Origin of the sequence: Pseudomonas sp. GD03903, assembly GCF_029840045.1 — a bacterium.
GTDB classification, from domain to species: domain Bacteria; phylum Pseudomonadota; class Gammaproteobacteria; order Pseudomonadales; family Pseudomonadaceae; genus Pseudomonas; species Pseudomonas pseudonitroreducens.
Window position 1 is genome coordinate 180,043 of the sequence record NZ_JAOCBT010000007.1, and the last position, 18,909, is coordinate 198,951.

At 64.8% G+C, this 18,909-nt stretch carries 13 protein-coding genes; 6 read left to right on the forward strand and 7 right to left on the reverse strand.

What is annotated here, in order from left to right:
• Positions 1-13 precede the first annotated feature (13 nt).
• From N5C91_RS13615 to gloB, 7 genes are all read right to left on the reverse strand, one after another.
• On the reverse strand, positions 14-1,624 hold the full coding sequence (locus tag N5C91_RS13615; protein WP_236199750.1) for an ABC transporter ATP-binding protein: 1,611 nt from the start codon (positions 1,622-1,624) through the stop codon (positions 14-16).
• A gap of 1 nt (position 1,625) precedes the next feature.
• Positions 1,626-2,645 carry an ABC transporter permease gene (locus tag N5C91_RS13620; RefSeq protein ID WP_236175163.1) on the reverse strand — a complete coding sequence of 340 codons (1,020 nt, stop codon included), beginning with the start codon at positions 2,643-2,645 and terminating at the stop codon, positions 1,626-1,628.
• Positions 2,646-2,649: 4 nt separating this feature from the next.
• Positions 2,650-3,732, reverse strand: a complete 1,083-nt coding sequence (locus tag N5C91_RS13625; protein WP_236199752.1) for a microcin C ABC transporter permease YejB — start codon at positions 3,730-3,732, stop codon at positions 2,650-2,652.
• The gene (locus N5C91_RS13630) at positions 3,732-5,597 is read right to left on the reverse strand and encodes an extracellular solute-binding protein (RefSeq protein ID WP_279830110.1); all 1,866 of its coding nucleotides are present in this window, start codon (positions 5,595-5,597) and stop codon (positions 3,732-3,734) included. Before N5C91_RS13630 ends, N5C91_RS13625 begins: the two co-directional genes overlap by 1 nt.
• Positions 5,594-7,423 carry an extracellular solute-binding protein gene (locus N5C91_RS13635; protein WP_279830111.1) on the reverse strand — a complete coding sequence of 610 codons (1,830 nt, stop codon included), beginning with the start codon at positions 7,421-7,423 and terminating at the stop codon, positions 5,594-5,596. Before N5C91_RS13635 ends, N5C91_RS13630 begins: the two co-directional genes overlap by 4 nt.
• Before the next feature lie 115 nt (positions 7,424-7,538).
• Entirely contained in the window at positions 7,539-9,149 is a 1,611-nt protein-coding gene (locus tag N5C91_RS13640) for a LysM peptidoglycan-binding domain-containing protein (RefSeq protein WP_236175159.1), read from the reverse strand.
• Positions 9,150-9,228: 79 nt separating this feature from the next.
• A complete protein-coding gene (gloB, locus tag N5C91_RS13645; RefSeq protein WP_279830190.1) occupies positions 9,229-10,008 on the reverse strand; it encodes a hydroxyacylglutathione hydrolase in 780 nt (259 codons plus the stop codon).
• Positions 10,009-10,097: 89 nt separating this feature from the next.
• Here gloB and N5C91_RS13650 point away from each other — a divergent pair, with 89 nt between their 5' ends.
• From N5C91_RS13650 to N5C91_RS13675, 6 genes are all read left to right on the forward strand, one after another.
• On the forward strand, positions 10,098-10,853 hold the full coding sequence (locus N5C91_RS13650) for a methyltransferase domain-containing protein (RefSeq protein WP_236175196.1): 756 nt from the start codon (positions 10,098-10,100) through the stop codon (positions 10,851-10,853).
• A gap of 11 nt (positions 10,854-10,864) precedes the next feature.
• A complete protein-coding gene (rnhA, locus tag N5C91_RS13655; protein WP_024763291.1) occupies positions 10,865-11,308 on the forward strand; it encodes a ribonuclease HI in 444 nt (147 codons plus the stop codon).
• Positions 11,309-11,380: 72 nt separating this feature from the next.
• Positions 11,381-12,118 carry a DNA polymerase III subunit epsilon gene (dnaQ, locus tag N5C91_RS13660; protein WP_236199756.1) on the forward strand — a complete coding sequence of 246 codons (738 nt, stop codon included), beginning with the start codon at positions 11,381-11,383 and terminating at the stop codon, positions 12,116-12,118.
• 570 nt (positions 12,119-12,688) lie between these two features.
• Positions 12,689-14,941, forward strand: coding sequence for an arginine/lysine/ornithine decarboxylase (locus tag N5C91_RS13665; protein ID WP_236175157.1), 2,253 nt, complete (start codon positions 12,689-12,691; stop codon positions 14,939-14,941).
• A gap of 105 nt (positions 14,942-15,046) precedes the next feature.
• On the forward strand, positions 15,047-17,233 hold the full coding sequence (locus tag N5C91_RS13670) for an EAL domain-containing protein (protein WP_279830112.1): 2,187 nt from the start codon (positions 15,047-15,049) through the stop codon (positions 17,231-17,233).
• A gap of 193 nt (positions 17,234-17,426) precedes the next feature.
• Positions 17,427-18,770, forward strand: coding sequence for an amino acid permease (locus N5C91_RS13675; RefSeq protein ID WP_279830113.1), 1,344 nt, complete (start codon positions 17,427-17,429; stop codon positions 18,768-18,770).
• Positions 18,771-18,909: the final 139 nt, after the last annotated feature.

Sequence of the window (18,909 nt, forward strand, 5' to 3'; positions counted from 1 at the left end):
TTCTGCTGCTGGCTCAGGCTTGCGTGGGCACCATGAAGGCAGCTTCCAGCAGCTGTTGGGTGTACGCATGCTGTGGCGCGGCGAAGACGTCCTCGGCCATGCCCTGTTCGACCACCTTGCCGTGGCGGATCACCATCAACTGGTGGCTGAGGGCTTTCACCACCGCCAGGTCGTGGCTGATGAACAGATAGGTCAGGTTGTACTTGGCCTGCAGGCCGCGCAGCAACTCGACCACCTGGCGCTGCACGGTGCGGTCCAGGGCCGAGGTTGGTTCGTCCAGCAGGATCAATGCCGGCTTGAGCACCAGTGCGCGGGCGATGGCGATGCGCTGTCTCTGGCCCCCGGAGAACTCGTGGGGGTAGCGGTGGCGGGTATCAGGGTCGAGCCCGACTTCCCTGAGCGCCTCGATGATCGCCTGTTCGCGCTCCTCGGCTGTGCCCATGCCATGGATATCCAGGCCCTCGCCGACGATCTGGCCTACCGACATGCGCGGGCTGAGACTGCCGAACGGGTCCTGGAAGACTACCTGCATCTCGCGGCGCAGGGGCCTGACTTCCGCCTGGTTCATGCCTTCGATGGCCTGGCCTTCGAAGCGGATGCCGCCCTGGCTGTTGATCAGGCGCAGGATGGCCAGGCCAAGGGTCGACTTGCCGGAGCCGCTTTCGCCGACGATGCCCAGAGTCTGGCCACGCGGCAGGCTGAAGCCGATGCCGTCCACGGCCTTGACGTGATCGACGGTCTTGCGGAACACGCCTTTCTTGATCGGGAACCACACGCGCAGATCGTTGACCTCCAGCAAGGGCGCTCCTGGCTCGTTCTGTGCGGGGGTACCACTGGGCTCGGCTCCGAGCAATTCGCGCGTGTAGGGGTGCTGGGGGGCCTCGAAGAGGGCTTCGCAATCGGCCTGCTCGACGATGCAGCCGCGTTTCATCACGCAGACGCGATGGGCGATGCGCCGCACCAGGTTGAGGTCGTGGGTGATCAGCAGCATGGCCATGCCCAGGCGCTGCTGCAGTTCGCGCAGCAGGTCGAGGATCTTCAGCTGCACGGTGACGTCCAGCGCCGTGGTCGGTTCGTCGGCGATCAGCAGTTCCGGTTCGCAGGCCAGGGCCATGGCAATCATCACCCGTTGCCGCTGGCCGCCGGAAAGCTCGTGCGGGTAGGCCTTGAGGCGGCTGGCCGGGTTGGGGATGCCCACCAGCTCCAGCAACTCCAGCGTGCGCGCGCGCGCCTGGGCGCCGTTCATGCCCTTGTGCAGCGCCAATACTTCACCGATCTGCTTCTCGATGCTGTGCAGCGGGTTCAGCGAGGTCATGGGTTCCTGGAACACCATGGCGATGCGGTTGCCGCGGATGCCGCGCAGCTTGCGCTCGGGCAGCTTGAGCAGGTCCTTGCCGGCGTAGTGGATGCTGCCAGAAGGATGACTGGCAGTGGGGTAGGGCAGCAGGCGCAGGATGGAGTGCGCGGTCACCGATTTGCCGGAGCCGCTTTCGCCCACCAGTGCCAGGGTCTCGCCCTTGCGGATGTCGAAGCTGATGTGTTCCACCGCGCGCACCTGTTCGTCGCCGCAGAGGAAATCGACGGATAGGTCGCGGACTTCGATGAGGTTCTCGTTCTGGCTCATGTCACTTCCTCGGGTCGAAGGCGTCGCGGGCGGCTTCGCCGATGAACACCAGCAGGCTCAGCATCACGGCCAGTACCACGAAGGCGGTGATGCCCAGCCAGGGCGCCTGCAGGTTGGACTTGCCCTGGGCGACCAGTTCACCCAGCGACGGAGCGCCGGCGGGCAGGCCGAAGCCGAGGAAGTCCAGGGAGGTCAGGGTGCCGATCGCGCCGGTGAGGATGAAGGGCATGAAGGTCAGGGTGGAGATCATCGCGTTGGGCAGGATGTGGCGGAACATGATTGCGCCGTTGCGCATGCCCAGGGCGCGCGCCGCGCGCACGTATTCCAGGTTGCGGCCACGGAGGAATTCGGCGCGCACCACGTCCACCAGGCTCATCCAGGAGAACAGCAGCATGATTCCCAGTAGCCACCAGAAGCTCGGCTGGACGAAGCTGGCGAGGATGATCAGCAGGTAGAGCACCGGCAGGCCCGACCAGATTTCCAGGAAGCGCTGGCCGAGCAGGTCGATCCAGCCACCGTAGAAGCCTTGTAGCGCGCCCACGGCGACGCCGACGATGGAGCTGAGCACCGTGAGGATCAGGGCGAACAGGACCGACACACGGAAGCCGTAGATCACCCGCGCCATCACGTCGCGCGCCTGGTCGTCGGTGCCCAGCCAGTTCTCCGCGGTGGGCGCGGAAGGCGCCGGTACCCGCAGGTCATAGTTGATGGTGTCGTAGCTGTAGGCGATTGGCGGCCAGAGGATCCAGCCGTCCTTCTGCGCGATCTGCTCGCGCATGTACGGGCTCTTGTAGTTGGCCTCCATGGGGAACTCGCCGCCGAAGGCGGTTTCCGGATAGCGCTTGACCACCGGGAAGTACCACTGGCCGTCGTAGTGGATCGCCAGGGGCTTGTCGTTGGCGATCAGCTCGGCGCCCAGGCTGAGGATGAACAGCGTGAGGAACAGCCAGAGCGACCACCAGCCACGCTTGTTGGCCTTGAAGCGCGCCCAGCGGCGCAGATTGATGGGAGACAGGCGCATCGGATTACTCCCGGTTCTCGAAGTCGATGCGCGGATCGACCAGCGTGTAGAGGACGTCGCTGACCAGCTTCATGATCAGGCCGAACAGGGTGAAGATGAACAGCGTGCCGAACACTACCGGGTAGTCGCGGTTCAGCGCCGCCTCGAAGCTGAGCAGGCCCAGGCCGTCGAGGGAGAAGATCACCTCGATCAGCAGCGAGCCGGTGAAGAAGATGCCCAGCAGGGCCGAGGGCAGGCCGGCGATGATCAGCAGCATGGCGTTGCGGAACACGTGGCCGTAGAGCACGCGGCGTTCGGTCAGGCCCTTGGCGCGGGCGGTGACCACGTACTGCTTGCCGATTTCGTCGAGGAAGCTGTTCTTGGTCAGCAGGGTGATGGTGGCGAAGTTGCCGATCACCAGGGCGGTGATGGGCAGCGCCAGGTGCCAGAAGTAGTCGCGGACCTTGCCGGCCCAGGTCAGTTCGTCGAAGTTGTTGGAGGTCAGTCCTCGTAACGGGAACCAGTCCCAGTAGCTGCCGCCGGCGAACAGCACCACCAGCAGGATGGCGAAGAGGAAAGCGGGAATCGCGTAGCCGACGATGATCGCCGAGCTGGTCCAGACGTCGAAATGGCTGCCGTGGCGAACCGCCTTGGCGATGCCCAGCGGGATCGACACCAGGTACATGATCAGCGTGCTCCACAGCCCCAGGGAGATGGAGACCGGCAGCTTCTCGACGATCAGGTCGGTGACCTTGGCGTCGCGAAAGAAGCTCTGGCCGAAGTCCAGGTGCACGTAGTTCTTCAGCATGATCCAGAAGCGTTCGGGCGCCGGCTTGTCGAAGCCGTACATCTTCTCGATTTCCTTCACCAGCTCCGGGTCCAGGCCCTGGGCGCCGCGGTAGTGCGTGCCAGCGGAGGCGACTTCACCGCCGCCGCCGGAGATGCGCCCGGTGGCGCCGCCGCTGGCGGCATCGAAACCTTCCAGCTTGGCGATCATCTGTTCCACCGGGCCGCCGGGGGCGGCCTGGATGATGATGAAGTTGATCAGCAGAATGCCGAACAGGGTGGGGATGATCAGCAGCAGGCGCCGCAGGATGTAGGCAAGCATCACTCGGCCCCTTGGGCGACGGTACCGTCAGCGGGGGAGGCGTTCGCGGCCTTGGCATCCGTCCTGGTGGGGATGGCCTTGTCGCGGGCCTGCCACCAGGTTTGCAGGGCGTAGCTGTAGGGCGGCAGCTTTTCCGGGTGGGCGATGCGGTTCCAGTAGGCGATGCGCCAGTTGCCGAGGTACCAGTTGGGCACCACGTAGTGGCCCCAGAGCAGCGCGCGGTCGAGTGCGCGGGCGTGGCGCACCAGGCTTTCGCGGGAGCCGGCGTTGATCAGGCCTTCGACCAGGGCGTCGATGCCCGGGTCGCGCAAGCCGATGAAGTTGCGGCTGCCGGGCTTGTCGGCGCTGCTGGAGTGCCAGAACTCGCGCTGCTCATTGCCCGGCGAACTGGACTGCGGCCAGCTGCTGACGATCATGTCGTAGTCCCGCGAGCGCAGGCGATTGATGTACTGCGAGACGTCGACGCGGCGCAGCTGCATGTCGATGCCCAGCTCGGCAAGGTTGCGCTTGAAGGGCAGCAGCACGCGCTCGAAGTCGGCCTGGGCGAGCATGAACTCGAAGCTCAGCTGCTTGCCGTCAGGGCCGACCATCTTGTCGTTCTCGATCTTGTAGCCGGCCTCCAGCAGCAGTTGGTAGGCCTTGCGCTTCTGCTCGCGGATGATGCCGCTGCCGTCGCTGGTGGGCGGCACGTAGACCTGGGTGAAGACCTGCGGCGGCAGCTTGTCGCGCAGCGGCTCGAGAATCTTCAGCTCCTCGGCATCAGGCAGCTCCTTGGCAGCCATCTCCGAGTTCTCGAAGTAGCTGCCGTCGCGCAGGTAGGAGCCGAAGAACAACTGTTTGTTGGTCCACTCGAAGTCGAACAGGTTGGTGATCGCTTCGCGCACGCGCGGGTCCTGGAACACCGGGCGGCGGATGTTGAAGGCGTAGGCCTGCATGCCCCACGGGTTACCGTTCACCGGTTCCTCGCGGACGATGCGGCCGTCGCGCACGGCAGGCGAGTCGTAGGCAGTCGCCCAGTTCTTCGCGATGCGCTCGTCGTTGAAGTCGAATTGGCCGGCCTTGAAGGCCTCCAGGGCGACGGTGAGGTCTCGGTAGGACTCCACCACCACCGCGTCGAAGTTGTTGAAGCCGCGGTTCACCGGCAGCTTGTCGCCCCACCAGTCCTTGACCTTCTCGTAGCGGATCGAGCGTCCCGCCTCGACCTTGGCGATACGGTAAGGACCGCTGCCCAGCGGCGGCTCCATGTTGGTCTTGTTGAAGTCGCGGCTGGCCCACCAGTGCTTGGGCAGGATCGACAGCTGGCCAAGGATCAGCGGCAACTCGCGGTTGTCGCCGTGCTTGAAGTCGAAGCGCACGCGCAGCTTGTCCTCGGCCACCACCTTGTCGACGTCCGCGTAGTAGTTGCGGTACATCGGGTCGCCGTCCTTCATCAGCGTCTCGAAGGTGAACACCACGTCTTCGGCGGTGACCGGCGTGCCGTCCTGGAAGCGCGCCTCGGGGCGCAGGTAGTAGCGGACGAAACGATGTTCCGGGTCCTTCTCGATCTTCTCGGCGAGCAGGCCGTATTCGGTGAAGGGCTCGTCGAGGGAGTGGAAGGTGAGGGTGTCGTAGATCAGGTTGATCTGCGGGGCGGAGTTGCCCTTGGCGATGAAGGGGTTGAGGCTGTCGAAACCGCCGAAGTCGGAGAGGCGCAGTGTGCCGCCCTTGGGCGCATCGGGATTGACGAAGTCGAAGTGCTTGAAGTTCGCCGGGTACTTCGGCGCTTCGTCATACAGAGTGATGGCGTGCTGCGGCGCGGCCTGCGCACTGCCCAGCAGTCCCAGCAGCAGACCGGCGCAGAGCGCGGCACGGCGGGGGCTTTTCATAGGGTTTTCTCCTGGTCTTTTTGCCACCACGCACGCAGACCCAGCGTATAGGGCGGCGTGGTGACGAAGGCGAAGCGGTTACGGTACGCCAGCCGGTGTTTGTTCAGGTACCAGTTGGGAATGCTGTAGTGCTGCCACAGCAGTACCCGGTCCAGGGCGCGTGCCGCTGCTTCCTGCTGGTCGCGGTTGGTGGCGCCGAGGAGTTTCTCGAGCATCGCGTCGACCACCGGGTTGGCGATGCCCGCGTAGTTCTTGCTGCCCTTCACCGCCACCTGGCTGGAGTGGAAGTACTGCCATTGTTCGAGGCCGGGGCTCAGGGTCTGGGGCAAGGTCATCAGAATCATGTCGTAGTCGAACTGGTCCAGACGCTGTTTGTACTGGGCCCGGTCCACGGTGCGCAAGCTCGCATCGATACCGATGCTGGCGAGGTTCTCGCGGTACGGCTGGAGAATACGTTCCAGGCTGGGGTTGACCAGCAGAATCTCGAAGCGCAGTTGCTTGCCGTTGGCGTCCAGCAGGCGGTCGCCTGAGAGCTTCCAGCCGGCGTCGGCCAATAGACCCAAAGCGTGGCGCAGGGTTTCCCGCGGGATGCCGACGCCCTTGGTCACCGGGACGGTGAAGGGGCGCTTGAACAGCGCTTCGGGCAGCTGTGAACGATACGGCGAGAGCAGCAGCCACTCCTGGCCCTGCGGTACACCGGTGGCCGCAAGGGTGCTGTTGGGGTAATAGCTGCTGGCGCGCACGTAGGCATCGTTGAACAGCGCACGATTGGTCCACTCGAAGTCGAACATCATCCCCAGCGCCTCGCGCAGGCGGCGATCGGCGAAGGTCGCTCGGCGGGTGTTGAGGAACAGCGCCTGGGTCTGGGTGGGGATCTGGTGGGGGATTTCCACCTTCACCACGTCGCCGCGGCGAACGGCCGGGAAGCGATAGTTGCTGCGCCAGTTCTTCGCCTGGTGCTCGATGTAGATGTCGAACTCGCCGGCCTTGAAGGCCTCGAAGGCGATACCGGCGTCGCGGTAGAAGTCCACCTCGACGCGGTCGAAATTGTACTTGCCGCGATTCACTGGCAGGTCCTTGCCCCACCAGTCCCTGACCCGCTCGAACACCAGGCGGCGCCCCGGCACTACTTCGGTGATGCGGTATGGGCCACTGCCCAGGGGCGGCTCGAAGGTGGTGGCCTGGAAATCGCGGCCTTTCCAGTAGTGTTGCGGCAGCACCGGCATCTCGCCCAGGCGCAGGATCAGCAGCGGGTTGTCGTGGCGCTTGAAGACGAAGCGAATGCTCTGCGGCGAGAGGATGTCGACCCGCTGCACGTCCTGCAGGTTGGTGCGGTACATCGGATGCCCATGGTGCAGCAGCGTGCGATAGGAGAAGGCGACGTCATAGGCGGTGATCGGCCTGCCATCATGGAAGCGTGCTTCCGGGCGCAGGTTGAATACCACCCAGCTGCGGTCCTCGGCGTACTCCACGCTGCGCGCGATCAGGCCGTAGCTGGAGGCCGGTTCGTCTCCGGAAGGGTCATACAGGCCGGTGCCGACCATCAGCGGCTCGTTCAGCTCGCTGATGCCGTACTGCAGGAAGTCCGCGGTGCTGATCGGCGGGCTGCCCTTGAAGGTGTAGGGGTTGAGGGTGTCGAAGGTACCCATGCCCATCAGCCGCAACAGGCCGCCCTTGGGGGCCTTGGGGTTGACCCAGTCGAAGTGGTCGAAGCTGGACGGGTACTTGAGGTCGCCGAACTGGGCGTAGCCGTGGCTCTCGGTGATCTGGGCGGAGGCGGGGAGGCCCAGGAAGAGTCCCAGGAGCAGGAGAGACAAGCGACGCATCAGGCGTAGGATCCGATCCCGGCTGGCTGAAGGGGTTAGCGTCGTACAGTAGCAGCTTGTCCCTGCTGCCAGAAGTCATGCGGCCGGGGCAGTGCGCCCCGGTGCAAGGTAAAACTCAGCGGCTGGCGGTATCGAGGTACAGGGTGATGGTCTGGCCCGGCTTCAGGGCCTTGCCGCTGCGCGGGTTCCAACGCTTGATGTGCTGCATCTCGACGTTGAAGCGCTTGGCGATCAGGTACATCGAATCGCCTTGCTTGACCTTGTAGTAGGTCGCGGTGTCCTGCTTGGACTTGCTCTTGCTGCTGGAGGCCAGTTGGGTGGCTGCTGCGCTTTGCAGCTTGAGGGTCTGGCCGGGCTTGACGCCGTGGTTGTCCAGGCCGTTCCAGCGCTTGAGGTCGGCGACCTCGACGCCGTTCTTCTTGGCGATGTTCCACAGCGTGTCGCCATTCTTCACGGTATAGCTGCGAGTCGCGACGCGGGCGCTGGCGATGGTTTTCGAACTTTCCACCTGGGCCAGTTGACGCGGACTCTCCGGCTCGATGGTCGGACGGCCGGGCTGGCCGGGGATGATCAGGGTCTGGCCATTGCGCAGGCGGTTGGCGCTCAGGCGGTTGGCGGCCTTGAGCTCGGCCACGCTCAGGCGGTAGCGCTGGGCGATGCTGTGCAGGCTGTCGCCCTTGCGTACGCGATAGCGGCCATTGCTCGAGGCGACCAGGGGTTTTACCTGTACTGGCTCCAGGTTCGCGACGCCGGCCTTGAGGGAGTCGGCCTTGGACAGGGGCACCAGCAGGTGATGCGGGCCATCCAGGGTCACACCACGCTTGAACGCGGGGTTGAGCTGCTGCAGTTCGTCCTGGTCCAGGTCCCCCGCAGCGGCAACCTGGGAGAGGTCCAGGCCCGGCTTGACGCGGATCGAGGTGAAGTAGGGCTGGTTGGCGATCGGGCTGAGGTTGATGCCGTAGATGGTCGGAGCGTTCACCAGTTGCGACAGCGCCAGGAGCTTGGGTACGTAGTCCTGGGTCTCCTGCGGCAGCGGCAGGTTCCAGTAGTCGGTGGGCAGGCCGAGGCGCTCGTTGCGTTCGATCGCGCGGCTGACAGTACCTTCGCCGGCATTGTAGGCAGCCAGCGCGAGCAGCCAGTCGCCATTGAACATGTCGTGCAGGCGGGTCAGGTAGGTCAGCGCTGCGTTGGTTGACGCGGTGATATCGCGACGACCGTCATAGAAGTTGGTCTGGCGCAGGTTGAAGTGCGTGCCGGTGCTCGGGATGAACTGCCATAGGCCCACGGCCTGGGCGCGCGACACGGCCATCGGGTTGTACGAGCTCTCGATCATCGGCAACAGCGCCAATTCCAGCGGCATGTCGCGCTCTTCCAGGCGCTCGACGACGTAGTGCATGTACGGTGCGCCGCGCTCGCTGGCGTTTTCCAGGAACGACTGGTTGCTCATGAACCACAGGCGCTGGCGCTCGATACGCGGATTGGTATTGAGCTGGTCCTGCAGTTGGAAGCCGCCACGCATGCGGTCCCAGATATCGTTCTGGGCCTGGTTCCAGGCTGGATTGAACTGCACGTCGACAGCGCGGGAGACGCTGCGCGTCGGACCGTTGCTGGCTACCTGGCTGGTCGACTGACAGCCCGCCAGGCCTGCCGCGAGAAGGACAATGGAGACTCGGATGGCTCGTGCCAATGCGTCTAGATCGGAGGTGTTTCTGGTCTTGGGCGGCATTGGCTGATGACTTTGTCCGGGGCAAAAATTTCGGCGATTCTAGAAACCGAGCCTGCCCTGGTCAAGATTTCGCCAGGCCTCAGAACTGGTCCTTCCAGCGGCGAATGGTCGCAAAGACCTCTTCTGGCGTGCGGATTTGCTGGCCGCTCCGCTCGTCGGCCATTTTCTTAACGGATGTTTCCGACACGCGAAGGAAAGGATTCGTCGCTCGTTCCAGGGCAATGGAAGAAGGAAGGCTGATCTTCCCCTGTTCGCGCCAGCGGCTGACGCTGTCGAAACGCGCCAGGACTTCGGGATTCTCCGGCTCGACCGCGCAAGCAAAGCGCAAGTTGCTCAGCGTGTATTCGTGGGCACAGTACACGGCGGTAGGAGCGGGCAGGGCGGAGAGCCGGCTCAGCGAGGCATGCATTTGCGCCGGCGTGCCTTCGAACAGGCGGCCGCAGCCGCCGGCGAACAGCGTGTCGCCGCAGAACAGCAGCGGCTGCCCGTGGTTTTCGCCGAAGTAGGCGATATGGCCGAGGGTATGGCCGGGAACGTGGATGACCTCGAAGTCCAGGCCCAGCACCTCGACGCGGTCGCCGTCCTCCAGGGCCACATCACGCGCTGGAATCTTTTCGCCGGCCGGGCCCAGCACGCGGGCGCCGGTTGCGGCCTTGAGGCGGGCGACGCCGCCAACGTGATCGGCGTGGTGGTGGGTAACGAGGATGTCGGTCAGCTTCCAGCCGGGATGGGCCTGCAGCCATTGCTCGACCGGTTCGGCGTCACCCGGATCGACCACCGCGCATTCACGGCGGGTCACATCCTGCAACAGCCAGAGGTAGTTATCGGAAAAGGCGGGCAGAGCGTCTATCTGTATCATGGGTGGAAAGTCGCCAAGTAGTGGGCATTGGCGCATAGTAGTGCGGATACACACTTTTGTGTCGCGCTCTCCCACAGGGGGTAGTGATGATCGAAGAACCCTTCGCCCAGGCCGATGCCGACTGGCTGGAGCTGATCGACCAGGCTCGCCATTGGTTGTCCGGGCCGATCGGCGGAATGATGCTCGCCGAAGAACAGCGGCTGCTGATCGACGAACTGGAGCGCTATTTTGGTGGCTACCTGGTGCATTACGGGCCGCATGCGGAGCTGCCGGCAAGTGTCGGCAACATCCAGCGCGGGGTGCGCCTCGGGCCGCCACTGCCGGGCGTCGAGATCGCCTGTGACGAGGCGGCCTGGCCGCTGGGCGAGCATGCCGCCGACGTGGTACTGCTGCAGCACGGCCTGGATTTCTGCCTGTCGCCGCATCGCCTGCTGCGCGAAGCCGCGCGCAGCGTGCGGCCGGGCGGGCACCTGCTGGTGGTCGGGGTGAATCCCCGGAGCGCCTGGGGCATCCGCCACTTCTTCGCCCGCGACGCCTTGCGCCGCGCGCGCTGCATCTCGCCGAACCGGGTCTGCGACTGGCTCAACCTGCTGGGCTTCGCGCTGGAGAAACGTCGCTTCGGGTGTTATCGTCCGCCGCTTGCATCGGCGAAATGGCAGGGCCGTCTGGCCCGCATGGAGACCTGGGGGCCCGTCCTGCAGGGCTCCGGCGCCGGCTTCTATCTATTGGTGGCGCGCAAGCTGGTGGTCGGCCTGCGACCGCTGCGTCAGCCCCGTCGCGAGCCGCGCGGCCAACTGGTGCCGCTGCCGGTGGCCAAGGTCAGTCGCCGCGATTCCGAGTCCTGAAAGCGAGCCAAATGAGCGAAGAGAAAGTCGAGATCTATACCGACGGCGCCTGCAAGGGCAACCCGGGTCCGGGGGGCTGGGGCGCCGTGCTGTTCTACAAGGGCGCCGAGCGCGAACTGTGGGGCGGCGAGGCCGAAACCACCAACAACCGCATGGAACTGATGGCCGCCATCATGGCCCTTGCCGCGCTCAAGCGGCATTGCGACGTGCGTATCGTCACCGACTCGCAGTACGTCATGCAGGGCATCACCGAGTGGATGGTCAACTGGAAGAAGCGCGGCTGGAAGACCGCCGCCAAGCAGCCGGTGAAGAATGCCGACCTGTGGCAGGCGCTGGACGAGCAGGTGAACCGGCATACTGTCGAATGGCGCTGGGTCCGCGGCCACACCGGCCACCCCGGCAACGAGCGCGCCGACATGCTCGCCAACCGTGGCGTGAGCGAACTGCCGCGCTAAGCGCCCAGTTATCAGCATAAAGCTCGTCCGGCTCAGCCCGGGCGAATCAACCGCAAGAAGGTTTCACACAGAATGCGCAGCGTCGTACTCGATACTGAAACGACCGGTATGCCGGTCACCGACGGCCACCGGATCATCGAGATCGGTTGCGTCGAACTCGAAGGCCGTCGCCTCACCGGCCGGCATTTCCACGTCTACCTGCAGCCCGACCGCGAGATCGACGAAGGCGCGATCGCCGTCCACGGCATCACCAACGAATACGTCAAGGACATGCCGCGCTTCCGCGAGGTGGCGGATGACTTCTTCGAGTTCATCAAGGGTGCTCAACTGATCATCCACAACGCGGCGTTCGACGTTGGCTTCATCAACAACGAGTTCGCCTTGCTGGGGCAGACCGAGCGCGCGGACGTCGCCGATTACTGCGGCATCCTCGATACCCTGCTGATGGCCCGCGAGCGCCATCCGGGCCAGCGCAACAACCTCGATGCCCTGTGCAAGCGCTATGGCGTCGACAACTCCGGTCGTGATCTCCACGGCGCATTGCTCGACGCCGAGATTCTTGCCGACGTCTACCTGGCGATGACCGGTGGCCAGACCAGCCTGTCGCTGGCCGGCAATGGCGCCGAAGGTGACGGCAGCGGCCGCGCCACGGCGTCGGCGATCCGTCGCCTGGCAGCCGAGCGTGGGCTGACGCGAGTGATCCGCGCCACCGATGCGGAGATCGAGGCGCATATTGCGCGCCTGGCGGTGATCGAGAAATCCGCTGGCGGCCCGTCGCTGTGGGCGCAGATGGAAGCACCGAAGGAGTGATCCTTCGCGCTGCCTGAGGAAAAGGCCCCTGTCAGGGGCTTTTTGTTTTTCGTAGGAGCGGACTCCGTCCGCGATGCTTCGGGTTTAGGTGTTCTGCGCCGCTTCGGCGTGAGCGCGAACTTCTTGTTTCGCCCCCTCGGGCGACCTCCTTTGGCAAACGACGGATGGCCGCCCCACCCAAAGGAGGCAAAGGTCTTGCCCCTCCATCCGGTTTTTCGCTTAGGCGAAAAATTCCCTCGTTGAATCGCAGTTTCAGGGGCGCGCCGCGAAGGGCCATCCCTGGCCCATCGCAGCGCTCGCGGCATCCATGCCGCTCCCCCCTGAAACTCCAATTCAACGAGGCCTCCTGAAAGGGGCGGTTCGGAGCGCGCGGGTGTTTCTCTGGAAGTCGTCAAGAGCCAGAGCCAGAGCGCTCGCCATGGGTAGGGCTGGTTCAGGTCGGAACGATCCTTTCCTGTCAGCCACGCGACGTTTTCGTACAGCCGTCAGTCCAGCGCATTCCCCTACATTCCGTGAGTCCATACTCTGAAGAGGATCGACGCCAGTCGTACGTCTTTTCAGGGGTTCACAATGTATAAAGACCTAAAATTCCCCATCCTCATCGTTCACCGCGACATCAAGGCCGATACTGTGGCCGGCGACCGGGTGCGGGATATCGCGCGGGAACTGGAGCAGGATGGCTTCAGCATCCTCTCCACCGCCAGTTCTGCCGAGGGGCGTATCGTCGCCTCGACCCACCATGGCCTTGCCTGCATCCTGGTCGCCGCCGAGGGGGCGGGGGAGAACCAGCGCCTGCTGCAGGATGTGGTCGAGCTGATCCGCATGGCGCGGGTTCGCGCGCCGCAGTTGCCGATCTTCGCCCTGGGCGAGCAGATGACTATCGAGAACGCGCCAGCCGAGTCCATGGCCGACCTGCACCAGTTGCGCGGCATCCTCTACCTGTTCGAAGACACCGTGCCGTTTCTCGCGCGCCAGGTCAGCCGTGCCGCGCGCAAATACCTTGAAGGCCTGTTGCCGCCGTTCTTCCGTGCGCTGGTGGAGCACACCGCGCAGTCCAACTACTCCTGGCATACGCCCGGCCATGGCGGCGGCGTGGCCTATCGCAAGAGCCCGGTGGGGCAGGCTTTCCACCAGTTCTTCGGGGAGAACACCCTGCGTTCGGACCTCTCCGTCTCGGTCCCCGAGCTGGGCTCGCTGCTCGATCACACCGGTCCGCTGGCCGAGGCGGAGGCCCGCGCCGCGCGCAATTTCGGCGCCGACCACACGTTCTTCGTGATCAATGGCACCTCCACGGCGAACAAGATCGTCTGGCATTCGATGGTCTGCCGCGACGACCTGGTGCTGGTGGACCGCAACTGCCACAAGTCGATCCTCCATTCGATCATCATGACCGGTGCCATCCCGCTGTACCTGACGCCGGAGCGCAATGAGCTGGGCATCATCGGGCCGATTCCGCTCTCGGAGTTCAGCCGCGAGTCCATCGCCGCGAAGATCGAGGCCAGCCCGCTGGCGCGTGGCCGCGAGCCCAAGGTGCGGCTGGCGGTGGTGACCAATTCGACCTACGACGGCCTCTGCTACAACGCGCAGATGATCAAGCAGGCCCTGGGCGACAGCGTCGAGGTGCTGCATTTCGACGAAGCTTGGTACGCCTACGCGGCGTTCCATGAGTTCTACCGAGGCCGCTACGGCATGGGTACCCGCCGCGATGACAGCGGCCCGCTGGTGTTCACCACGCACTCCACGCACAAGATGCTCGCGGCGTTCAGCCAGGCCTCGATGATCCACGTGCAGGACGCAGGCTCCCGGCGCTTCGAGCAGGCGCGCTTCAACGAAGCCTTCATGATGCACATCTCCACGTCGCCGCAGTACGGCATCATCGCCTCGCTGGACGTGGCCTCGGCGATGATGGAGGGCCCGGCGGGGCGCTCGCTGATCCAGGAGACTTTCGACGAGGCCCTGAGCTTCCGTCGGGCGCTGGCCAACGTGCAGCAGAACCTCGCCGAGGACGACTGGTGGTTCTGCGTCTGGCAGCCGCCGGGCGTTGAGGGGACCGACGAAGTGAAAACCCGCGACTGGGTGCTGGAGCCCAATGCCGACTGGCACGGTTTCGGCGACGCAGTGGAAGACTATGTCCTGCTCGACCCGATCAAGGTGACCCTGGCTACGCCGGGCCTGACCGCTGGCGGTCGGCTGGATTCTCGGGGGATTCCCGCCGCAGTGGTCAGCCGCTTCCTCTGGGAGCGCGGGCTGGTGGTGGAGAAGACCGGGCTGTATTCCTTCCTCGTACTGTTTTCCATGGGTGTGACCAAGGGCAAATGGAGCACCCTGGTCACCGAGTTGCTGGAGTTCAAGCGCAGCTACGATGCCAACCAGCCGCTGGCGGACGCTCTGCCCAGCGTCGCCCAGGCAGGCGGCGCGCGGTATGCCGGCATGGGCCTGCGCGACCTGTGCGATGAGCTGCATCGCTGTTATCGCGACCACGCCACGGCCAAGGCGATGAAGCGCATGTACACGGTGCTCCCGGAGATCGCCATACGCCCGGCCGACGCATACGCACAGCTGGTGCGCGGAGAGGTCGAGGCGGTGCCTATCGATCGGTTGGAAGGGCGCGTTGCCGCGGTGATGCTGGTGCCATATCCGCCAGGAATCCCGCTGATCATGCCGGGCGAACGGTTCACCGAATCCACCCGTTCCATACTCGATTACCTGGCCTTCGCCCAGAGTTTCGAGCGCAACTTCCCCGGCTTCGATTCGGATGTCCATGGCCTGCAGGTGCGCGAGGTAGACGGCGAGCGGCGTTATACCGTGGAGTGTTGCAAGTGACCGTCCGGCCCCCGCAGGCTGGGGGCCGGCCCTGAATTTCCAAAGTGCTACTATCCTTGAGCGGATCGGTAAAGGGAGATACGAGGAAAAAGGGAGGTTTCCCCCATGCGCTGTCCCGTGACGTTGCCGAACGAAAGCGAGCGCCTGACGGCGCTCTCCGATTACGGTTTCGACGACGAAAGCATGCTGCCGAGCCTGGACCCGGTGGTGCAGATTGCCGTACGCATGTTCGGCATGCCGGTTGCCGCGGTGAACATGATCGGCAGTGACCATGTGTTCTTCGCTGCCGCGACAGGTGTCGGTGAAGTGGACATGGGACGTGACGTGTCCTTCTGTGCCCATGCCATTACCCAGGAACAGGTGATGGTGGTGGGCGACGCCAGCCGCGACGAGCGTTTCCATGACAATCCACTGGTGACTGCGCCCAATGGCGTGCGCTTCTATGCAGGGGTGCCGCTGCTGTCGGTCGAGGGGCAGCCGCTGGGTGCGCTGTGCATCATCGATAGCCAGCCACACGAGGACTTCTCCGGCGACGACTGCGAACGTCTCAAGGAGCTGGCGAGAATGGCTGCCGATCGCCTGGAGCTGCGGCGCATCGAGGTGGCCTCGGCACGCACCCGCCCATTGTTCGAAGAGTACGCCGGTACTTCGCCGACGCCAGTGGTGTGGTTCGATTGCTGGGGCGAAATCGTCGCCTGGAACGAAGCCGCCGCCAATCTGTTCGGCTACGACCTGGTCGAAGGCTGCGGGCAGGCCTTCGAGCTGCTGTTGCCCGAGCGCAGTCGCCAGTCCTTCCGCTCGCTGATCAGCAGCGCCAGTGACGCCACGTCCCTGGACGGCATGAGCGTGCCAGGGGAGATTACCGGGCTGCGCAAGGACGGCTCCGAGCTTTCCCTCGGCCTGACCCTGTTCAGTTGGTCCGAGCGGGGCAAGCTCAAGTTCGAGGCCGTGCTCAAGGACCTCACTTCTCGCCAGCAGGAAGAGGAAGCGCTGCGCCAACTGGCCAGCGTCGATGTGCTCACCGGGTTGGCCAACCGTGGCCAGTTCTATCGCAGCACCGAGGAAGTACTGGTGCAGTCGCGGCCGGCGGCCGTGCTGATGATCGACCTGGACGGTTTCAAGGACGTCAACGACTCCCTCGGCCACGCCGTGGGCGACGGCATTCTCCGGCAGGTTGCCGCGCGGCTCGACCGGCTGGCGACCGCTGGCGCCACGGTGGCACGGATCGGCGGCGACGAATTCGCCATCCTCGAGCCGAACCTGCTTTCGCCCGAGCACGCCATGCGCTTCGCCCAGGCGGTGATCGCCAGCATCGCCGAGCCCATCGTCATTGACGCCCACGAGGTGCGGGTCGCCGCCAGTTGTGGCGTGGCGTTGGCGCCGTTGCATGCCCAGGAAGCGCTGGAGCTGGTCGGTGACGCCGATCTGGCCCTGTTCAAGGCCAAGATCAGCGGGCGCAGCCATGCCTTCGTGTTCGTCCCCGCGCTGAAGATGGAGGCGGCGGCGCGCCACCTCTATGGCATGGAGCTGCACCGTGCGGTAGCCAATGGCGAATTCGTGCTGTTCTACCAGCCCCAGGTGAGCCTGCGCGACGGCTCCCTGCGCGGCGTCGAGGCGTTGATCCGCTGGCAGCACCCGCAGCGCGGCCTGCTGTCGCCGGCGGCGTTCCTGCCGTCGCTGGAAGGCGGGCCGCTGGCGGCCATAGTCGGAGCCTGGATTCTGGATGAAGCCTGCGCCCAGGCGGCCTACTGGCGGCGCAACGGTGCGCCTGACCTGCGCATGGGCGTCAACCTGTTCGGCGCGCAGTTCCGCATGGGCAACCTGGTCACGCAAGTCCTGGAAGCACTCGAACGCCATGGTTTGCCGGCGGAGGCGCTGGAGCTGGAGATCACCGAGAACATCGTGCTCAATCATGACGACACGGTGCTCAGTACGCTGCAGACCCTGCGTTCCTACGGGGTAGGCATCGCCTTCGACGATTTCGGCACTGGCTACGCCTCGCTCAGCCTGCTCAAGACCTACCCGCTGAGCCGCATCAAGATCGACCGCACCTTTGTCATCGGCATGCTGGAGACCCAGCAGGATCTTTCGGTGATCCGCGCGATCCTCGACATGGCCCGCAGCTTCGACCTGGAAACCATCGCCGAGGGTATCGAAACTTCCGCCCAGCGCGACCGTTTGCGCGCCGAACGCTGTACCGAAGGGCAGGGCTACCTGTTCGCCAAGCCGATGCCTTCGCAGCAGTTCGAGCAGATGTACGAGATCGGTATCCGCCAGTTCGGGTCCGCCTGAGCGACGGAATTTCTGCAGTGACATTGACCGCGCGGGGCGAAATCGCTCGAATCGCGCGGTCTCGTCCTGCAAAACGGTTTCCTCCTTTGCCCGGCGCTGTCTACCCTGTAGGACAGATCGCCGCTGCGTACCTTCAAAAGGCAGGCAGGGCGCCATGACACGAAACAGGATTGCGGGCTTCTAAGGAGCGCAGATGGCGGAAGCGAAGAAGGGCAGCATGGGGTTCTGGAGCTGCACTGCGCTGGTGGTTGGCAACATGGTGGGGTCGGGGGTGTTCCTGCTGCCGTCGAGCCTGGCGGCGTTCGGCGGGCTCAGCCTGTTCGGCTGGCTGGTGTCGAGCACCGGGGCGGTGATCCTGGCCTTCACCTTTGCCCGACTGGCACGGCTCAATCCCGGCGCGGGCGGACCCTATGCCTATACCCGCGACGGCTTCGGCAGCTTCGCCGGCTATCTCTGCGCCTGGACCTACTGGAAAGCCGCTTGGATTGGCAACGCTGCCATTGCCGTCACATTGGTGGGCTACCTGCGGGTGTTCATTCCGGCGCTGGCCGACCCGCTGCTGATGGTCGCCACGGCCATCGGCGCCATCTGGCTGTGCACCCTGATCAACCTGCGTGGCATCACTGCCTTCGCCGTCGTGCAGAACTGCCTCACCGCACTCAAGCTGATTCCGCTGCTGCTGGTGGGCATCCTCGGCTGGTTCCATTTCAATCCGGACTACCTGACCATCCCGGCTACCAGCGAGTTGCCGAACATGGGATACGCCCAGGCCATCGCCACCACGGCGGCGCTGACGCTGTGGTCGTTCATCGGCCTGGAGTCGGCAACGGTACCGGCGGACGACGTGCGCGACCCGAAGAAGACCATTCCGCGCGCCACGCTGTTCGGCACCCTGGCGGCGGCGGCCGTGTACATCCTGTCGATCACTGCCGTGCAGGGCCTGATGCCGCCGGAGGTGCTGGCCAAATCCACGTCGCCGTTCGCCGATGCCGCACGCATCCTGCTGGGCACCTGGGGGTATTACCTGGTGGCTGGCGGCGCAGTGATCGCCTGCCTGGGCGCGCTCAACGGCTGGGTGCTGCTGCAGGGCCAGATTCCGGTGGCGCCGGCCCGTGACGGGCTGTTCCCCGAGTCCCTGGGCAAGCTAAACAAGAACGGTGCGCCGGCCAACGGGCTGCTTTCATCCGGGCTGCTGGTGACGGCATTGGTAATGGTCGACGGCCACGGCGAGCTGGTGGAAGTGTTCAACGTCATCATCCTGCTCGGCACCATGACCGGTGTCGTGCCGTACGCCTTCTGCACCGCGGCGTTGCTGCAGCTGCTGGCGACCAAGCCGGAATCCTTCTCCCCGCGCTCGCGCCCACAGGTGCTGGCCATCGGTTGCCTGGGCTTCCTCTATTCGCTGTGGGCGCTCTATGGCACCGGCGAACAGGCGATCTTCTGGGGCTTCCTGGTGTTCATGGCGGGCATCCCGATGTACACCTGGCGGCAGTACCGCAATCGCGCCCAGGGTTTGCCGATGGCGGCCGGTGACTGATTGTCGCGTACCGGGCGTTGCAGCCAGATCAAGCACTTGCTGGCCGATCTGCGAGCCAGTTCCCGCCCGATGCCGTGGGCTGCGTCACAGACCACGGCATCGACTTTTAGTTTCGCCTTGTTATAGTGACGCGATTTCC